Source organism: Nocardia jinanensis, assembly GCF_014645735.1.
GTDB lineage: Bacteria > Actinomycetota > Actinomycetes > Mycobacteriales > Mycobacteriaceae > Nocardia > Nocardia jinanensis.
Genome location: NZ_BMMH01000031.1, coordinates 45,776 through 63,252 on the forward strand (window position 1 = coordinate 45,776; position 17,477 = coordinate 63,252).

The 17,477-nt window shown below is 67.8% G+C and carries 17 protein-coding genes; 10 read left to right on the forward strand and 7 right to left on the reverse strand.

Annotation, left to right across the window (positions count from 1 at the left end; translation table 11 throughout):
• Positions 1 to 79 precede the first annotated feature (79 nt).
• Positions 80 to 994, forward strand: coding sequence for an SDR family oxidoreductase (locus IEY68_RS32935; protein WP_058854603.1), 915 nt, complete (start codon positions 80 to 82; stop codon positions 992 to 994).
• On the opposite strand, the gene soxR is transcribed toward IEY68_RS32935, so the two are convergent.
• A complete protein-coding gene (soxR, locus tag IEY68_RS32940) occupies positions 915 to 1,490 on the reverse strand; it encodes a redox-sensitive transcriptional activator SoxR (RefSeq protein ID WP_229719185.1) in 576 nt (191 codons plus the stop codon). The genes IEY68_RS32935 and soxR overlap by 80 nt on opposite strands.
• A gap of 126 nt (positions 1,491 to 1,616) precedes the next feature.
• On the opposite strand from soxR, the gene IEY68_RS32945 reads away from it, so the two are divergent.
• Positions 1,617 to 2,891 carry an arginine deiminase gene (locus IEY68_RS32945; RefSeq protein ID WP_082681297.1) on the forward strand — a complete coding sequence of 425 codons (1,275 nt, stop codon included), beginning with the start codon at positions 1,617 to 1,619 and terminating at the stop codon, positions 2,889 to 2,891.
• Positions 2,892 to 2,920: 29 nt separating this feature from the next.
• The gene (locus tag IEY68_RS32950) at positions 2,921 to 3,280 is read left to right on the forward strand and encodes a GntR family transcriptional regulator (protein WP_058854556.1); all 360 of its coding nucleotides are present in this window, start codon (positions 2,921 to 2,923) and stop codon (positions 3,278 to 3,280) included.
• Between the two features lie 255 nt (positions 3,281 to 3,535).
• Here the strand turns inward: IEY68_RS32950 and IEY68_RS32955 are convergent, their stop codons facing one another.
• Positions 3,536 to 5,155: a dolichyl-phosphate-mannose--protein mannosyltransferase gene (locus IEY68_RS32955; RefSeq protein ID WP_058854555.1), complete on the reverse strand. Its 1,620-nt coding sequence runs from the start codon at positions 5,153 to 5,155 to the stop codon at positions 3,536 to 3,538.
• A 417-nt stretch (positions 5,156 to 5,572) separates the two neighbouring features.
• On the opposite strand from IEY68_RS32955, the gene rsmI reads away from it, so the two are divergent.
• Positions 5,573 to 6,418, forward strand: coding sequence for a 16S rRNA (cytidine(1402)-2'-O)-methyltransferase (gene rsmI, locus IEY68_RS32960; RefSeq protein ID WP_058854554.1), 846 nt, complete (start codon positions 5,573 to 5,575; stop codon positions 6,416 to 6,418).
• 12 nt (positions 6,419 to 6,430) lie between these two features.
• Here rsmI and metG read toward each other — a convergent pair whose 3' ends face one another.
• On the reverse strand, positions 6,431 to 7,996 hold the full coding sequence (gene metG, locus IEY68_RS32965; RefSeq protein ID WP_058854553.1) for a methionine--tRNA ligase: 1,566 nt from the start codon (positions 7,994 to 7,996) through the stop codon (positions 6,431 to 6,433).
• Between the two features lie 575 nt (positions 7,997 to 8,571).
• Here metG and IEY68_RS32970 point away from each other — a divergent pair.
• A complete protein-coding gene (locus IEY68_RS32970) occupies positions 8,572 to 8,832 on the forward strand; it encodes a hypothetical protein (protein ID WP_058854551.1) in 261 nt (86 codons plus the stop codon).
• Between the two features lie 233 nt (positions 8,833 to 9,065).
• Here IEY68_RS32970 and IEY68_RS37255 read toward each other — a convergent pair whose 3' ends face one another.
• Positions 9,066 to 9,497, reverse strand: a complete 432-nt coding sequence (locus IEY68_RS37255) for a GntR family transcriptional regulator (RefSeq protein WP_082681301.1) — start codon at positions 9,495 to 9,497, stop codon at positions 9,066 to 9,068.
• Between IEY68_RS37255 and IEY68_RS32980 the strand changes: the two genes are divergently transcribed.
• The 3 genes from IEY68_RS32980 (at position 9,473) to rsmA (ending at position 11,561) form a co-directional block, all read left to right on the forward strand.
• On the forward strand, positions 9,473 to 10,309 hold the full coding sequence (locus IEY68_RS32980) for a TatD family hydrolase (RefSeq protein ID WP_058854548.1): 837 nt from the start codon (positions 9,473 to 9,475) through the stop codon (positions 10,307 to 10,309). The two genes, IEY68_RS37255 and IEY68_RS32980, sit on opposite strands and share 25 nt — an antisense overlap.
• 151 nt (positions 10,310 to 10,460) lie before the next feature.
• A complete protein-coding gene (locus tag IEY68_RS32985; RefSeq protein WP_156426142.1) occupies positions 10,461 to 10,643 on the forward strand; it encodes a hypothetical protein in 183 nt (60 codons plus the stop codon).
• 51 nt (positions 10,644 to 10,694) lie between these two features.
• Positions 10,695 to 11,561 (forward strand): 16S rRNA (adenine(1518)-N(6)/adenine(1519)-N(6))-dimethyltransferase RsmA, encoded by an 867-nt coding sequence (gene rsmA / locus IEY68_RS32990; protein WP_373293045.1) that lies wholly within the window; start codon positions 10,695 to 10,697, stop codon positions 11,559 to 11,561.
• Between the two features lie 253 nt (positions 11,562 to 11,814).
• Here the strand turns inward: rsmA and IEY68_RS33000 are convergent, their stop codons facing one another.
• Positions 11,815 to 12,024 (reverse strand): heavy-metal-associated domain-containing protein, encoded by a 210-nt coding sequence (locus IEY68_RS33000; RefSeq protein WP_058854545.1) that lies wholly within the window; start codon positions 12,022 to 12,024, stop codon positions 11,815 to 11,817.
• Between the two features lie 241 nt (positions 12,025 to 12,265).
• Here IEY68_RS33000 and IEY68_RS33005 point away from each other — a divergent pair, with 241 nt between their 5' ends.
• Together IEY68_RS33005 and IEY68_RS33010 are read left to right on the forward strand one after the other, a co-directional pair.
• Positions 12,266 to 13,234 carry a 4-(cytidine 5'-diphospho)-2-C-methyl-D-erythritol kinase gene (locus tag IEY68_RS33005; protein ID WP_058854544.1) on the forward strand — a complete coding sequence of 323 codons (969 nt, stop codon included), beginning with the start codon at positions 12,266 to 12,268 and terminating at the stop codon, positions 13,232 to 13,234.
• Between the two features lie 89 nt (positions 13,235 to 13,323).
• Complete coding sequence (locus IEY68_RS33010; protein WP_058854543.1) at positions 13,324 to 15,132, forward strand: ABC-F family ATP-binding cassette domain-containing protein; 1,809 nt, start codon at positions 13,324 to 13,326, stop codon at positions 15,130 to 15,132.
• Between the two features lie 14 nt (positions 15,133 to 15,146).
• Here IEY68_RS33010 and IEY68_RS33015 read toward each other — a convergent pair whose 3' ends face one another.
• Positions 15,147 to 15,974 (reverse strand): Abi-alpha family protein, encoded by an 828-nt coding sequence (locus tag IEY68_RS33015; protein ID WP_058854542.1) that lies wholly within the window; start codon positions 15,972 to 15,974, stop codon positions 15,147 to 15,149.
• Positions 15,965 to 17,287 (reverse strand): DUF445 domain-containing protein, encoded by a 1,323-nt coding sequence (locus tag IEY68_RS33020; protein ID WP_082681296.1) that lies wholly within the window; start codon positions 17,285 to 17,287, stop codon positions 15,965 to 15,967. Before IEY68_RS33020 ends, IEY68_RS33015 begins: the two co-directional genes overlap by 10 nt.
• Between the last annotated feature and the right edge of the window lie 190 nt (positions 17,288 to 17,477).

Here is a 17,477-nt window from a genome sequence, read left to right on the forward strand (position 1 = left end):
CGCCGATTCCGTCGTGCCGGGCCGCCACCGGATCGGTAGGCTGCTGCCGACAGCGCAGCCGGACGATCGGGAGTTCAGTATGGGGCGGGTCGACCGCAGGAAATCGGTTCAGGATGCGAAAACGCTGATCACCGGCGCGGCCAGCGGTATCGGCCGGGCGACCGCGCTGGCGACCGCGGCGCGCGGGGCGCGGCTGGTACTCACCGATATCGACGCCGCCGGGCTGGCCGATACGGTCGCCGAGATCGAACGAGCCGGTGGCACGGTGCTCATCGCCGAGGCGTTCGATATCACCGATTACGACTCCGTCGCCGGATTCGCCGCCCGGGTGCACGAGCAGTTCGGCGCCCTCGATGTGGTGATGAATATCGCGGGGACCTCGGTCTGGGGCACCGTGGACAGTCTGGAGATCCGGCACTGGCGGCGGATGATCGATATCAACCTGCTGGGCCCGATCAATGTCATCGAGCGATTCGTCCCGCCGATGGTGCGGGCCGGTCGGGGCGGGGCACTGGTGAACGTGTCCTCGGCCGCCGGTCTGCTGGCCCTCCCGTGGCACGCCGCCTACAGCGCCAGCAAGTACGGGCTGCGCGGGTTGTCGGAGGTGCTGCGCTTCGAGCTGGCCGAGCACGGGATCTCGGTGCATGTGGTGACGCCGGGTGCGGTCGCCACCCCGCTGGTGCGGTCGTTCGACCTGGTCGGCGTGGACAAGGAACATCCACGGGTGCAGAAGGTCACCTCGCTGTTCACCCGGCACGCGGTGGCGCCGGAAAAGGTCGCCGCAGTGATCCTGAAGGGGATCGAGCGCAACCGATTCCTGGTGTACAGCTCCTTCGACATCCGCTTCGGGTACTGGTGGAAGCGGAAATTCGCCTTCCCCTACGAATTGCTGATGCGGCAGGCCAATGGGCAGTTCAGCACGCTGAAGCAGTCGGTGAATCGGGATCTGCCAGCTGAGAACACAGCGAATCCCGACTCTCCGGCAGCGCGCTGAGCGAGTCGTCGCAGCCGTTGCGGCCGGGCTCCGGGCAGTTCAGATGAACATCGAGCACCCGTGCGCCGGGCCCCTCGGCGCCGAGCCGGTCGTATTCGTTCACCAGTTTGCAGCTACCCAATGACAGGCAACCGCAGCCGATGCATCCGGTGAGATTATCGCGCAGCCGAACCAGCTGAGTTATCCGCTCGTCCAGGTCTTCCCGCCAGGCGGTGGACAGCGTCTCCCAATCGCGACGGGTGGGTGTGCGACCTTCCGGCAAACGGTCCAGGGCGCCCCGGATATCACTCAGTGGGATGCCGACGCGTTGCGAGATCCGGATGAAGGCTACCCGGCGCAGCGTCTCACGGGTGTAGCGTCGCTGGTTTCCGCTGGTCCGGCGGCTGGAGATAAGGCCTTCACGTTCGTAGAAATGCAACGCGGACACAGCTACTCCGCTACGCTCGGAAAGCTGGCCCGGGGTCAGCTCTTTGATCTTCCAGTCCGCTGTCGGCATCGATATTCCTCCTTTATCTGAACCATACTTCAGGTTGCTGGAGGCCGGGGTGGAATCGGGGCAACTGCCCCGCGAACCGGTGGGCGTCGCCGTGCCCGCGACCCGTTCGCGCACTAGTGTCGGGACATGGGACCAGAAGCCGTACCCGATCCGACGTCCGCCGGACGGGCCCGGGACGAGAACCGGACCTTGCCTGCCGCCTACGGAGTGACCAGTGAAGTCGGCGACCTGCGCGCGGTACTGCTGCACCGCCCCGGCGACGAACTGCGTCGGCTCACCCCGCGCAACAACGATCAGCTGCTGTTCGACGGAATTCCCTGGGTGGAACGCGCCCAGCAGGAGCACGACATATTCGCGCAGGTACTACGCGACCGCGGAGTCGAGGTCGCGCTGGTGGCCGATATGCTCACCGAAACTCTCGAGGTGAGCGGCGCCGCCCGTATCCAGGGCATCTCCGCCGCTGTCCACGCCCGCCGTCTCGGGCACACCCTCGCCGACGATCTGGCCGGCCACCTTCGAGGAGTACCGGCGCCGGAACTGGCGCGAATCCTCATGGCGGGGATGACCTTCGACGAACTGCCCTTCGCCGCCGACAGCACCTCGCTGGTCCGGCGGATGCACCAGGGCGGCGATTTCGTCATCGATCCGCTGCCGAACCTGCTGTTCACCCGCGACTCCTCGTTCTGGGTCGGGCCCAAGGTCGCGATCACCGCACTGGCACTACCGGCCCGCGCCCGGGAAACCTCCCTCACCGATCTCATCTACGCCTTCCATCCGCGTTTTCTCGGGGTCCGGCGGGCTTACGAATCGCATACCGCGCCGATCGAAGGCGGCGACGTTCTGCTGCTGGCACCCGGGGTGGTAGCGGTCGGTGTGGGTGAGCGCACCTCCCCCGCGGGCGCGGAAGCATTGGCGCGCAGCCTGTTCGACGACCGGTTGGCGCATACGGTGCTGGTGGTGCCGATCGCGCAGAACCGCGCCACGATGCACCTGGATACGGTGTGCACGATGGTCGACACCGATGCGGTCGTGATGTACCCGGGTGTGCGCGAAAGCCTCACCGCCTACACGATCCGCCCGGACGAGAACTCCGACGGCTGTGTGGTCACCGGTCCCGAGCCGTTCCTGCCGGCCGCGGCGGCGGCCATGGGCATCGGCAAACTCCGCGTGATCGACACCGGACTCGACGGGGTGACGGCCGAACGCGAACAGTGGGACGACGGGAACAACACCCTCGCCCTACGACCCGGTGTCGTCGTCGCCTACGAACGCAACGAGATGACCAACGCCCGGCTGGAGGACTCCGGTATCGAAGTACTGCGCATCCCCGGTTCGGAACTGGGCTCGGGCCGCGGCGGGCCACGTTGCCTGTCCTGCCCGCTTGCGCGGGATCCGGTATGAAAACCGGCCGGATACGGTAAGAACGAGCCATGCTCGAGATCACGGTATCCCACGATTCGGGCGTCCCGCCGTACGAACAACTGCGGCTCGCCGTCATCGCCCAGGTTCGAGCGGGTGAACTGGCCGCGGGCACCAAGATCCCTACGGTGCGGGCCCTGGCCGTGCAACTGGGTCTGGCCCCCAACACGGTGGCCCGCGCCTACCGGGAACTGGAACAGGACGGAGTTCTGGAAACCCGCGGTCGGCTCGGCTCCTTCATCGCATCCTCCGGCGACCCCACCGCCGACGCGGCGGGCCGGGCGGCGTCGGAATACGTCGCGACCATCCGCCGGCTGGGCCTCGAAGCCGACGCGGCCATCCACTACGTCAAGATCGCCCTGGGGACATAGACCGGTTGGACCGGGTCACTGCCTCTCGGCCCGTTCGACATCCCGCCCGGCCTTGGGCGGGGCCCGCCCCATGCGCGCGGTGTACCCGCACCCACCTTCTGTCTACTCCGGATGGTGCACCTCGGTGGGCGGGGCCCGCCCCGGTTCTGGAGCGACGTAGCGAAGGAGCGCAGCGACTGAGCGAAGGAGTGAAGAACCGGGGTTGATAGGGCCCCGCCCCCGCGGCGCCGCAGGCGCCGCAAATAAACACCGCTCTCATCTCCAGCTGGGGAGCCACAGGTGGTCCTGCCAGTTGCCCATGGTGATCGGCAGGCCGGTGAGGATCGGCCACAGCCAGATGAAGTTCGCGATCACCAAGCCCAGGTAGAGGCAGACCACCAGCAGGCCGAGACTGTGGCGTTCGCTCGGTTCGGCGGGGAGGAACATGCCGCCCGGCCCACGGGTCACCGGGCGTCCGGCGGTGCCGAGTATGTCGCCCAGTACCAGCGCGACCGCCATCACCAGGAACGGGGCAAGGGTGACCGCGTAGAAGTAGTACATCTGCCGGTCCAGGGTCAGGAACCAGGGCAGCAGTGCCGCGCCGTAGGCGGTGAGGACGGCCGCGTACCGCCAGTCGCGGCGCACGATCCAGCGCCAGATACCCCACGCCAGCACGGGTAGCGAGACCCACCAGAGGGCGGGGGTGCCGACCAGCATGACCGCTTTCACGCATTCGGTCTGCCCGCAACCGGTCACCCCGTCGTCGGCGTAGTAGTACAGCATCGGCCGCAACCCCATCGGCCAGGTCCACGGTTTGGATTCCCACGGGTGGTGGTTTCCGGCGGAGTTGGTGAGTTCGGAATGGAACGTGAGCGTGCGGGAGTGGAAGTACCACAGTGAACGCATGGCGTCGGGCATCACATGTGCCCAGAACCCGCCGGTGCCGATCCCGTCCTCCGGAGCCGACGGGTTACCGGCCATGTACCGGTAGACGGAGGTTTCGCTGCGGAACCAGGCGGCGTAGCTCGCCAGGTACACACCCAGCGGAATCAGTACCAGCGCGTACAGCGCGGGGCCGAGATCGCGGATGGCGGTGCCGTATACCGGTTTGCGGACACCATAGGTGCGGCGGGCGGAGAGGTCGAACAGGATGCTCAGCAATCCGAACGCGGCGATGAAATACAGTCCGGACCATTTGGTTCCGCAGGACAGTCCCAGTAGGACCCCGGCGCCGAACCGCCACCAGCGCACGCCCGGGCGTGGACCCCACGGAGTTTCGTCGATGCGGCCCTCGGCGTCGGCTCTCGCGAGCCGGGCGCGCATCTGGTCACGGTCGACGATGAGGCAGCCGAAGGCGGCGGTGACGAACACGGTGATGAAGATGTCGAGCATCCCGATCCGTGACGAGACGAATGTCGTCCCGTCCGTGATCAACAGGATCCCGGCGAGCGCGCCCAGCATCGTGGAGCGGGTCATCCGCCGCACGATCCGGATGACCAGCAGTATCAGTACCGTCCCCGCCAGCGCGGCCGAGAACCGCCAGCCCCAGCCGTTGTACCCGAACAGCGCCTCCCCGATCGCGATCATCTGTTTGCCGACCGGCGGATGCACCACCAGCCCGTAACCGGGGTTGTCCTCGATACCGCCGGTGAGGAACTGCCAACCCTGTGGTGCGTAGTGCTTCTCGTCGAAGACCGGCGTTCCGGCGTCGGTCGGATAGTTGAGCATGGTGAAGCGGGTGATGGCCGCGATCACTGTGAGGAACAGGGTGACCACCCAGCCGCGCGCGGTATCGGTGGGACCGAAGTCGGGTGCGGGCCGCAGTGGAGCGGGGCTCGACCAGGTGCGCGGCGGCCGCCAGGCCACGCCGCGGCGCGATTCGGTCAGCTGAGTCACGCCCCGAGCTTATGTGTCATTGCCCCGGCTCCAGCGTGGTGGGGTCGGGGCCCGAGAAGCCGGCCGACGGCGTTGTGCGGCCGCCCTGAACGGGTGAAGTCCGGCGGTGGCCTGCGATGTATGCGGGCGCACCTGCCGACCTGGACGTCGAATGCCGACGTAACCTGTATGCGTCGAGTTCTAGGAGACACCTCGATGGGTTGAGGCCGTTTCGCCGTTCAGCCCTCGAAAGCGCAGGCGACGTGCGGCCGACCATCCGAGGATGCGACCGTTGATCGCCTTCGGCCGAAGGGGACCGACCCAGGCCGGGGTGCGAGTCCCTGGGCCCGAGCGGCGACACTTCGGGGCCTCGACCTTCGCGCGCGCCGGCGCGCCGAGAACACAGCGCCCGGATCGGCTGGGCCGGATAGGAGTGCGGTGACCGACGGCGGGCTGATTTTGGCGGCGACACCGCTGGGGGCGATCGGGGATGCCTCGCTGCGGCTGCGGGACGCGCTCGGCAGCGCCGATATCGTCGCGGCGGAGGACACCCGGCGCACCCGGTCGCTGGCGGATGCGCTCGGTGTGGAGATCCGGGGGCGGGTGGTCAGCTTCTACGACCATGTCGAGGAGGCGCGGATTCCGGCGCTGCTGACCGAGATCGCGGACGGGCGCACGGTGCTGCTGGTCACCGACGCCGGTATGCCGTCCGTGAGCGATCCCGGATATCGGCTGGTGGCGGCATGCGCGGAACGCGGGCTGCCGGTGACCTGCCTGCCCGGTCCGTCGGCGGTGACCACGGCGCTGGCGCTTTCGGCGCTCCCGGTGGACCGGTTCTGTTTCGACGGTTTCGCCCCGCGGAAATCGGGCCGCCGCAAGGAGTGGCTGGGGACGCTGGTGAGTGAGAAGCGGGCGTGTGTCTTCTTCGAGGCGCCGCACCGGCTGGCGGACTGCTTGGCCGATGCCGTCGAGGTGCTGGGCGGTGACCGCCGGGTCGCGGTGTGCCGGGAACTCACCAAAACCTACGAGGAGGTCGTCCGCGGCACCCTCGCGGAGCTCGCCGAATGGGCGGTGGACGGCGCGCGCGGCGAGATCACCGTGGTGCTCGCGGGCGCCTCGGCCACCGTGGTGGATCCGGAAGACCTGGTCGCGCAGGTGGAGGAGCGCGCCGCGGCGGGCCTGCGTCTCAAAGACGCGAGCGCGGAGATCGCCGAGGTCGCCGGGGTCTCCCGCCGGGAACTCTACGATGCCGTGCTGGCTGCCCGCCGCGCCGCGGTGGACTGAATCCGGGCCGGATCAGTCGTCGGTTTTCGGCTCCACGTAGCGCGGGAACACCGGTTCGGGCGCCGGGAGCGCGACGCCGGGTACCAGCGGGGTGGCGATCGCGGCGAATTCGCGGTCCTGCTGGGCGAGCAGGTCCAGGATCCGCGCGGCCGAACCCGGTAGCACCGGCTGGACCAGGATCGCCACGATCCGGACCACCTCGAGGGTGACGTAGAGGACCGTCGCCATCCGGGCGAGATCGGTTTCGGTACCTGATTTGCGCAGCGCCCAGGGCGCCTGGGCGCTGAAATACCGGTTGGTCTCGCCGAGCGTCAGCCAGATCTGTTCGAGCGCCAGATGCATCTGCTGGACGTCGAATTCGGCCCGGCAGCGTTCCAGCAGACCGTTCACGCGATCGAGCAGCGCACGGTCCTCCGCGGTGAACTCGCCCGGAGTGGGGACGGCGGCGCCGCAGTTCTTGGCGACCATGGTCAGGCTGCGCTGCACCAGGTTGCCGAACTCGTTGGCGAGGTCGGCGTTGATCCGGGAGACGATCGCCTCGTGGCTGTAGCTGCCGTCCTGGCCGTAGGAGATCTCGCGCAGCAGGAAGAAACGCACCGCGTCGAGTCCGTAGGCGTCGACGAGATCGAGTGGGTCGACCACATTGCCGACCGATTTCGACATCTTCTCGCCCTTGTTGTACAGGAACCCGTGCACGAAGACCCGGCGCGGCAGTTCGATGCCGGCCGACATCAGGAACGCCGGCCAGTACACCGTGTGGAAGCGGGTGATGTCCTTACCGATGATGTGCACATCGGCGGGCCAGAACTTCCGGAAGGCGGCCGAATCGGTATCCGGGAAACCGACGCCGGTGAGGTAGTTGGTGAGCGCGTCCACCCAGACATACATCACATGGTCGGGATGATCGGGGACGGGCACGCCCCAGTCGAAGGTGGTCCGCGAGATCGACAGGTCCTTGAGACCGGCCTTCACGTAGCTCACGATCTCGTTGCGCCGGGTGGCCGGGGCGATGAACTCCGGGTGCTCGTCGTAGAGCGCGAGCAGTTTGTCCTGGTAGGCGGAGAGCCGGAAGAAGAAGTTGGATTCCTCGGTCCAGGTGACCGGGGTTTTCGTATCGGTGGAGATGCGGCTGCCGTCGTCGAGCAGCGTGGTCTCCTCCTCGGTGTAGAACGCCTCGTCGCGCACCGAATACCAGCCGGAGTAGTTGTCGAGGTAGATATCGCCGTTGTCCAGCATCCGCCGCCAGATGGCGGCGCTGGCGATCTGGTGGTCGGCGTCGGTGGTGCGGATGAAACGGTCGAAGGAGACCTCGAGGGTTTTGTCCATCCGCTCGAACACATCGGAGTTACGGGCGGCCAGTTCCTCCACCGGGATGTTCTCGGCGGCGGCGGTCTGCTGCATCTTCTGACCGTGCTCGTCGGTTCCGGTCATGAAGAACACGTCGTATCCGTCGAGCCGCTTGAACCGGGCCAGCGCGTCCGAGGAGATGTACTCGTAGGCGTGCCCGATATGCGGCGCACCGTTGGGGTACGCGATGGCCGTGGTGAGGTAGAAGGCGGGGCGATCGACTGCGCTCATGGTGTGTCGATTCCATCATGAGGACCGCAGTGAACCCGACTCGACTGCGTGTTCATGCCATCAGAGGCTACCGGGCCGGGTTTCCGGGCCGGAATCCAATTCGGCGGAGTGCGCTGTTCGAGAGGGTGAGAACGGCCTGTCGTGGGCGGTGCGGTGTCGCGCCGGCTTCCGTTCGAGCCCACCTGCTCGAGTGTTCTGGAACCATTCGCCGACCAGTTCGCCACCGGGCGGGTGCACCGGGGTGTGATCGCTGTCCCTCTGCTACTGGGCGCCGTGCCGTTCCGAGCGCCGGGAACCGGCCCGGAACTCGAAGACCAGGGTGGGGTTCGCCCTTTTCTGTGGCCGGTCGGCTCCCGTGACGAGGTGCCGCACGACACGGCGGACCGGACCAGGTCGGGCGGATTCGCACACCGCGTCACTTCGTCGATCACACCAAGGTCGCCCAGATCGACCACCGGGGTAGGCATTTCGCCGTTCGCGGGCCGCTCGATGTTTCGCCGAACCCGCAGGGTGAACCGGTGATCTGCCAGGCCGGTTCCTCACCGTGAGGCCGGGATTGCGCGGCGGCCGCGGATATGGTGCTGTGCATTCCGAACGGCCTGACGAATATGAAGGCCTGCCGCGACGATATCCATAGCCGGGCGGAGAAATTCGGCGCCCGGATTTCGCTGCCGAACGCGGGTCTCGGGGCGAGGTTCCCGGCGCTGATGGCGGACCTGGCCGGGCCTGTCTTCGACAGCACGCTGCTGAAGGAGCATGCCACCCAAGAGGACCCGTACGCGGTGGCCTGGTCGGCGGAGAACCCCAACTACGGCTTCGGGCCGTACGAGGGGTGACGAGTTGTCGGCCGGGCACATCGGTGGTGCTCACGGCTCGCGACGATTTCGTGAACGGCCCACCGCCGGTGCGCACGATCAATGCGCGGATCGTCGCCGATGCGGGTACCCGGGCCAACGCGGTGCGTTTCGGGGACGCGGATCCGGCGGAAGTGCTCACCCGGCCGACCTCGGATCGCTGGCGTCGGACCCGAATGCCACGGTGCCCGAAGTGGACAATCCGAACACCTTCATCATGATGCCGCTGGTGACCGACAAGGCGCCGTTCGACAATGCTGGATCGGGAGCTGAACGGGGGCACTGTGCACCACGGTCCCGAGCCGGCGGCGCCGGGCGACCAGGCCCTCTTCCGAGAGCATCTGCACGGCGGAACGGACAGACGCCCGGGTGGAATCCAGATATTCGATGAGCGCGTCTTCGTTGAGCTGTGCGCCTTCGGGCAGTATCCCGCTCTCGATCGAGGAGCGCAGCAGCTGGCGCACGACACGGGCGGAGCGCGTGTGATCGACCTCTCGACGGTCCGGGCACCGTCTCGTCGGGGGACGGGCGCGAACTCTACTGTGAGAGACGTGCCCCTTCGTGACCCAGTACGAGAGTCCCGCCCCCTCGTGGTTCCGTTCCGGCCAGAGACGGCCGGCCGATGAGCGCCCGGCGTCCCGCGCCACCGCTTCCCGAACCGCTGGCGCCGCTCGTGGATGCCCACACTCATCTGGACGCGTGCGGTGCCACCGACGCGGCGTCGGTGGCCGAGATGGTCGATCGGGCGGCCGGAGCGGGTGTCGGCCGGGTGGTCACCGTCGCCGATGATCTGGCGGCCGCCCGCTGGGCCGTGGACGCCGCGCACTGGGACGACCGCGTATACGCCGCGGTCGCATTGCACCCGACCCGGGCGAACGCGCTCGACGATGACGCGAGGATCGAGTTGGAGAAGCTGGCCGCCGACCCCCGGGTGGTGGCTGTGGGCGAGACCGGGTTGGACTACTACTGGCCGGGCAAGCTGGACGGGTGCGCGGATATCGAGACCCAGATCGAGGGTTTCCGCTGGCATATCGACCTGGCCAAGCGAATCGGTAAACCGCTCATGATCCACAACCGGGAAGCCGATCACGATCTGCTGACCGTACTGCTGGACGAGGGTGCGCCGGAGACGGTGATCTTCCACTGTTTCTCCTCGGACGCGAATATGGCGGTCTCGTGTGTGGCCGAGGGCTATGTCCTCAGCTTTTCCGGGACATCGAGCTTCAAAAACGCGCACGAATTGCGGGAGGCGGTGCGGGTGGTGCCCGATGAGCAACTGCTGTTCGAGACCGATGCGCCGTATCTGACGCCGCATCCTTACCGGGGCGCGCCCAATGAGCCCTACTGCCTGCCCTACACGGTGCGCGCGGTGGCCGAGATCCGTGGCCAGGATCCGGCCGAACTGGCCGAGATCAGTACGGCGAACGCGCGTCGTGTGTATCGGTTCGGGCGCGGCTGAGCCTTGTTGATCATGAGTGATACGAATCACAATTTCATAAGATCGCATCTCGTCTACCAGGGGTGCCGCCGCCGGGGTGTGGTGTGAAGTATCGGTGGTCCGGTTCGTAGCGGTTGTGGGGTGTCATGGGCTTCGTTATCGTCCCGTGACCGTGTCACCCTTTGCGAGGATCAACTCCTCACGCTCGCTGCTGCTGTACCTCGTCATCGCCGCTGTGCTGGTGACCCTGATCGCCGGTGCCGGTGCGGCGATCGCCACGCACGACTCCGGCGGCGAACGGGCGCACTCCGCTCCGGCCTCTGTTTCGTATTCGCTGGATATCGACGCCGCCTGAGAATCGCGCCTCGCGCCGGGTTGGTAGGTTCTCCCGGTGTCCGATGCCGAGATGATGGTGCGTGGCCAGGCAGCTCTGCTGGGCCCCGCGCAGGTGCGTGAACTGGCCGAGCGCTTGGGGGTACGCCCGACCAAGCAGCTCGGGCAGAACTTCGTGCACGACGCCAATACCGTCCGGCGGATCGTGACCGCGGCCGGCGTCGGGCGGGCGGACACCGTGCTCGAGGTGGGGCCCGGGCTCGGTTCACTGACCTTGGCCCTACTGGATGTGGTGGACGCCGTCCTGGCGGTGGAGATCGACCCGGTGCTGGCCGGACAGTTGCCCGCGACGGTGCGGGAGCGGGCCGGAGAGCTGGCGCCGCGACTGACCGTGATCCCGGGTGACGCACTGCGGATCGGGTCGGACGCGGTATCGGTGGCACCCACCGCGTTGGTCGCGAATCTGCCCTACAACGTGGCCGTACCGGTCCTGCTGCATCTGCTCGCGGAGTTCCCGAGTATCACGACCGCGCTGGTGATGGTGCAGGCCGAGGTGGCCGACCGGCTCGCGGCGGACCCGGGAAGCAGGGTGTACGGGGTGCCGAGCGTCAAAGCGGGCTTCTACGGAACCGTGCGCAAAGCGGGCGCGGTGGGTCGCCAGGTGTTCTGGCCGGTTCCGCAGGTGGAATCGGGTCTCGTACGTATCGATCGGTACGCCGAACCGCCGTGGCCGGTCGATGTGGCGCATCGGCGGCGAGTTTTCGAGGTGGTCGACCTGGCGTTCGCGCAGCGCAGGAAGACGCTGCGGGCCGCCCTGGCCGGATGGGCGGGTAGCCCCGCGGAGGCCGAACGGCGGCTGCTCGCCGCCGGTATCGCACCGACCGCCCGCGGGGAGACTCTGGATACCGCGGCGTTCGTCCGTCTCGCCGCGCAGTCCTGAATCGGTGCCGGCTCGGAACGTGTCGGGGAACTCGGTGCTGTCGTGGCGGGTTGACGAGGTGCAGACGATCGGCACGGGACTACGAACGCGAAACCGCCCGCGCCGAGGCGATTGTCCAGGTCGTGATGATCGGGCTCATGGCCGCTCGCCTCGACGGGGAGACCGTGAGCCCCGGGGTCCCATCGAAACCGAGGCCGCCCGCCGACCGGCGGACGACCTCGCTCGCTGAACAACCGGGCTCCCCGACGCTCGCTCAGCCGGCGATCTCGTAGCCCGCCTCGTCCACCGCTGCCGCGATATCGGCATCGGAGATGGGGGCGCGGCCCGCGACGACGACCCGGCCGGACGCGAGGTCCACATCGACGCTGGTGACACCGTCGATCTTCCCGATCTCGGTCTGTACCGACTGGACGCAGTGTCCACAGGTCATACCGGTGACGGTGTAGGTGCTGGTCGTGGCCATGGCGTCTCCTTCGTGCTCGTATCCCGTTCCGGGAAGGTCCGGCAACCATACCCCCCGGGGGTAAATGAAGGCAATGGGGTCCCGGATGCGAGGTGCGTACCTCCGCCTTCGCTGCGGCCGTGCGCGGGCTAGGGATGGGCTTCGCCCAGCGGTGCCTATCAGGCGTACCTCCGCCTTCGCTGCGGCCGTGCGCGGGCTAGGGATGGGCTTCGCCCAGCTGTGCCTATTAGGCTGAGTCACCGTGCTGTCCGTTGTGCCCAGTCCCGTCGTTGCGCGGGCTCCTTCGAAGGTGAACCTCCATCTGGGAGTGGGTGACCTGCGCGCCGACGGCTACCACGAGCTCACCACCGTTTTCCAGGCGCTCTCCCTCGCCGACGACCTGGAGATCACCCCTGCCAACTCGCTCACCCTGACGGTTACCGGGGAAGGGGCGGCCGAAGTACCCACAGACCGGACCAACCTGGTGTGGAAGGCGGCGGTCCGGCTCGCCCAGCTCGCCGGCCGCGCACCGCTGGTCGAGATCGCCATCGACAAGGGCATCCCGGTGGCCGGCGGGATGGCCGGCGGTAGCGCCGACGCAGCCGCCGCCCTGGTCGGGCTGAACGAACTGTGGGAACTCGGGATGAACCGCGACGAACTCGCCGACGTGGGTGCCGAACTGGGCAGTGACGTACCGTTCGCGCTGCACGGCGGAACCGCGCTGGGCACCGGACGCGGCGAACGTCTGCTACCGGTGCTGTCGCGCAACGCCTTCCACTGGGTGCTGGCGCTGGCGAAGGGGGGTCTGTCCACCCCGGAGGTCTTCACCGAACTCGACCGGCTACGGGTGCACGGCGATCCACCCCGGCTCGGCGAACCTCAGGAGATCATGCAGGCGCTGGCCTCCGGCGATGCGAAACAGCTCGCGCCCCTGCTCGGCAACGATCTACAGGCCGCCGCGGTATCGCTGCGGCCCGATCTGCGCCGCACTCTGCGCGCGGGCGTGGAGGTCGGGGCGCTGGCCGGACTGGTCTCCGGGTCCGGTCCGACCTGTGCGTTCCTGTGCGAATCGGCGGAATCGGCGGTCGCGGTCGCGGCGGAGCTGTCCGGTGCGGGGGTGGCCCGGAGCGTGCGGACTGCCACCGGTCCGGTCCCGGGCGCCCGGGTGACCATGCACGAGGAGCCGCATTCACCGGCGCCCGAGCCCGGACCCGGCCCGCGCCGGGCCTGACGGGCGGGCGATGGGTCACGCCCGACAGCGCCCATTAGGCTGGTCGTGGCCCGTACAGGCGTGGCCGGCAGCCGTAGGCGGAAGGATCCATGTCCAACCTGATCAACCTCGAACAGGTCAGCAAGAGTTTCGGGATCACGCCGCTGCTCGACGGGGTATCCCTCGGCGTGCACTCCGGCGACCGGATCGGGGTCGTGGGCCTCAACGGGGGCGGTAAAACCACCCTGCTGGAGGTGCTGACCGGTATCGAGGAACCCGACAGCGGCCGGGTGAGTCGCGTCGGTGGACTGCGAATTGCAGTGGTCACCCAGCGTGGGGTCCTGCCCGAGGGCGCGACCATCGGCGAGGTGGTGCTGGCCGGGCTGGCCGAGGACGCGCCCACCGGCGATATCGCCGAACACGAATGGGCCGCGGACCCACGGATCCGATCGGTGCTCGACGGTATCGGCATCGCCGACCTGGGCCTGGACACTTCGGTCACCAACCTGTCCGGCGGGGAACGCCGCCGGGTCGCACTGGCCGCCGCGCTCGTGCGCGACCTCGATCTGCTGGTACTCGACGAACCGACCAACCATCTCGATGTCGAGGGCGTGGAATGGCTGGCAGAACATCTGCTGGCCCGGCGCAGCGCACTGGTGGTCGTCACCCACGATCGCTGGTTCCTGGATACGGTCGCCACCCGCACCTGGGAGGTAGTGGGCGGCGGGGTGGAGACCTACGAAGGCGGCTACGGCGACTGGATCTTCGCGCGCGCCGAACGCGCCCGCCAGGCCGACGCCACCGAGGCGCGACGCCGCAACCTCGCGCGCAAGGAACTCGCGTGGCTGCGGCGCGGCCCGCAGGCCCGGACCTCCAAACCGCGCTACCGGGTCGAGGCCGCCGAGGCGCTGATCGCCGATGTGCCGCCGCCGCGTGATTCGGTCTCGCTGGCCGCGTTCGCCAAGAAGCGCCTGGGGCGCGTGGTGATCGAACTCGAGGACGCCACCCTCACCACGCCGGACGGCCGCGAGCTGGTACGCGATCTCACCTGGCAGCTGGCCCCCGGGGAACGGGTAGGTCTGGTCGGGGTGAACGGGTCGGGCAAGACGACGCTGTTGCGTGCGCTGGCCGGTGATATCGGCCCGGTGTCCGGGAAGCGGGTACAGGGTCAGACCGTGCGGATCGGCTGGTTGCGGCAGGAACTCGACGATCTCCCGACCGATATGCGGGTACTCGAGGCGGTCCAGGAGATCGCCATGCGCATCACGCTGGGGGAGGGCGGCAAAGCGCTCGAACTGTCGGCCGGGCAACTCGCCGAACGGCTCGGGTTCACCCCGGCCCGCCAGCGCACCCCGGTACGCGATCTCTCGGGTGGGGAACGGCGCCGGCTGCAGCTGACCCGCATCCTCATGGCCGAGCCCAATGTGCTGCTGCTGGACGAGCCCACCAACGACCTCGATATCGACACCCTGCAGCAGTTGGAGGATCTGCTGGACAACTGGGCCGGAACTCTGGTGGTGATCAGCCATGACCGCTATCTGGTCGAGCGGATCTGCGATACCACCTGGGCGCTGTTCGGTGACGGAGCCCTCACCAATCTGCCCGGGGGGATCACCCAGTACCTGCGCCGCCGGGCCGAACTGTCGGCCGATGGGTCAGCACGGCCGACGCCGTCCGGCCCGCAAACGGCCGCGTCCCGGACCGACTCCGCGGCCTACCGCGCCGCCCGCAAGGAACTGACCCGGCTGGAACGCGCCATCGACAAACTGGGCGAGCGGGAGAAGACCCTGCACGCGGCGCTGGCCGATGCCGCGACCGAACCGGACAAACTGATGACCCTGGGCGCCGAACTCAAGGATGTGCAGGCGCAGCAGGAGACGGCCGAGGAACGCTGGATGGAACTCGCCGACGAAGTGTGAGGGACCGGCCGTGGTCAGTGATTCTCGGCCGTCGGCCCGGCTTCACCGGTGATCGGCAGGCTGGCCTGGACGAACTCCCCGCCGAACGTGGTGAGCGCGATACCGCGGTGCTGGAGTTTGCCGCGCCCGCCGGCCTGTTTCAACAGTTCGATCGCCGGTGCCTGGGCCTCCAGCAGTTGATAGCGCTCGGGTGTGCCCACCGGTTCGCGCAGGAGCTCGATCAGGCCGATCCGGCGCAGGTTGGTCAGGTAGCGCTGAACCCACTCGGGATGCCGGAGCCCGGCATGTTCACCGATCATGCTCACCCCGATCTCGGCCGTCCCGGACCCTTGTTCGGCCTTGCGGCCGCTACGCCTCGCGCGGCGTCCGCCGCCGCGTACGGTCACCGCCGGCTGGGGGCCGTCCAGCCGCAGCAACCGCAGGATGCGGGCCTCGTCGGAGGTGAGTTCGGCCAGGATCCGGGCGAACGCCGGATGGCCCTCGTCGGCGGCCCGGGGACTGGCGGCCAGACGGAGCAGCGCGGCACCCTGTTCGCGCAGCGAGCGTTCGGTCGGGGACTCGGCGGCCGGTTCGGCCGCCGGAACCCCCAGTGCCCGGCGTAACGCCTCCTGCACCTGCTGTACCGCCTCGGTGCGGATCTCCGTCGGCGGAAGCCCGGCCATACTGCCGCGCACCACGGTTTCGGTGACGTCGAGGGCGGTGTGCACACCCCAGCGTGTCGTTCCCGATACCGCCGACGCCGCTACCCGCGCGACGCCGCTCACCGCGCGAATCGTCGCGGCGGGGCCCCCGCCGGGCCGCCCGGGCTCGTCGCCGTCCTGCGTTTCTCGTTTCACAGCCATGTGGTCGCAACCCCCGTTCCGAAGACCAGGATATGCGCGTAACCGGCGAACAGTCCCAGTACGCCGCCGTGCACGAACAGCAGCCATTCGTCCTGTTTGATCGCCGCCCGCAGCATATCGACGAAATCGTTCGGCGAGAGTTCGGACATCTGCTTGGCGATATAGGCGCTGATCTGCTTACCCTGCCGCACGTTGAAATCCGCGTCGGAGAACGCCAGCGGGGCGATCGCCATCGCTTCGGAGGTCAGGGTCCGGCTCAGCGACTGGTACTCACGGCTGCCGAGCACCAGTTTCACCGCGCCGCGGGCCGGGCCCAGCGCCCGATCGGCGGCCGGGCGCAGGGTGTCCTCCAGCATCTGCAGGGTGCGGTCGGATTTCGGGCCGTTCAGCAGTTCGTCACCGATATTGGCCAGCGTCATCACCTGGGTGGACACCAGCTCGGCGTAGCCGGTGGTGATCTCGCCCTGACGTTTGATCAGCAGGCCCTGCCGCCACGGGCACCACCATTTCGGTTCGGCGGGCGCGAAGATCATATTCAGTCCCACCCAGTTGACCACCCAGCCGATGATCACCCCGCCGATCGGCAGGACCGCCAGCGTCGGCCATCCGGTCAGGTGCAGAATTCCGACCAGCACCACACCCATCGGCGCGCCGAAGTAGAGGCCGAAGTTCTGCATGAACCGCAATTCCTTGGCGCCCAGCACCTGGAACAATTGATTGAGCAACTGCGGACGGGACTGGAAATAACGGATCACCATCTGTTTGACATCGAGCAACTGGTCGATGTTCGCGCCGAGTTCCGCGGTGAGTTCACGCAGAATATCGGGTAGTTGCTGGCGGACCCGCTCATGGACCAGCTCCCGGACCTGCGTCGGCAAGTTGTACCAGAGCTGCGGATGTTCGCGGCGCAGGATTGTCTCGACGATATCGCGAATCTGTGTCTCCGCGGTCACCGCGAGGTGTTCGGCGAGCGCGTCCGGTTCCAGTTCCCGATAGAAGTCGGTGACACTGCCCAGCTTCGAAAGCCCTTTGTCCACCGCGATACTGGCCATCTTGTCGGCCCGCGAGGGCACGATGCCCTGCCAGCCGAACCGGCCGTCGTGGCTGAGCAACGGCAGAATCTGGATCCGTTTGGGCAGGTACGGGTACAGGTATCGCAGGCCGGGTACCCGGACACCGTGAAATGCGATCGGCCGGAACAGCATCAGCACACCGGTCCAGTTGGTGATGTAACCGATGACTCCGGTGAACAGCGGAATGGTCAGCAATTCCAGGAGGATCGTCGGGTGTACCCCGAACACACTCTCCAACACGACACATCCTCCTGCTCCGGTGATCGCCGCCTCACCGGGACCCTCAAATTAGCACCACTACCGAATGACGACCGTGCTGCGGCGGCCGTCGGGCGGGCAGCGCGTTCGGGTCCGGCACATTAGGTGTAATGACCATGGACGTTGGTGACGGCGTGGCGAGCTGACAAAGCGAAGACCTCCGAGTGAAGTG

Coding starts and splice junctions, on each gene's coding strand:
- IEY68_RS32935 (WP_058854603.1), top strand. CDS start 80: ATGGGGCGGGTCGACCGCAGGAAATCGGTTCAGGATGCGAAAACGCTG.
- soxR (WP_229719185.1), bottom strand. CDS start 1,490: ATGCCGACAGCGGACTGGAAGATCAAAGAGCTGACCCCGGGCCAGCTT.
- IEY68_RS32945 (WP_082681297.1), top strand. CDS start 1,617: ATGGGACCAGAAGCCGTACCCGATCCGACGTCCGCCGGACGGGCCCGG.
- IEY68_RS32950 (WP_058854556.1), top strand. CDS start 2,921: ATGCTCGAGATCACGGTATCCCACGATTCGGGCGTCCCGCCGTACGAA.
- metG (WP_058854553.1), bottom strand. CDS start 7,996: ATGAGCGCAGTCGATCGCCCCGCCTTCTACCTCACCACGGCCATCGCG.
- IEY68_RS32970 (WP_058854551.1), top strand. CDS start 8,572: ATGGTGCTGTGCATTCCGAACGGCCTGACGAATATGAAGGCCTGCCGC.
- IEY68_RS32980 (WP_058854548.1), top strand. CDS start 9,473: ATGAGCGCCCGGCGTCCCGCGCCACCGCTTCCCGAACCGCTGGCGCCG.
- rsmA (WP_373293045.1), top strand. CDS start 10,695: ATGATGGTGCGTGGCCAGGCAGCTCTGCTGGGCCCCGCGCAGGTGCGT.
- IEY68_RS33000 (WP_058854545.1), bottom strand. CDS start 12,024: ATGGCCACGACCAGCACCTACACCGTCACCGGTATGACCTGTGGACAC.
- IEY68_RS33010 (WP_058854543.1), top strand. CDS start 13,324: ATGTCCAACCTGATCAACCTCGAACAGGTCAGCAAGAGTTTCGGGATC.
- IEY68_RS33015 (WP_058854542.1), bottom strand. CDS start 15,974: ATGGCTGTGAAACGAGAAACGCAGGACGGCGACGAGCCCGGGCGGCCC.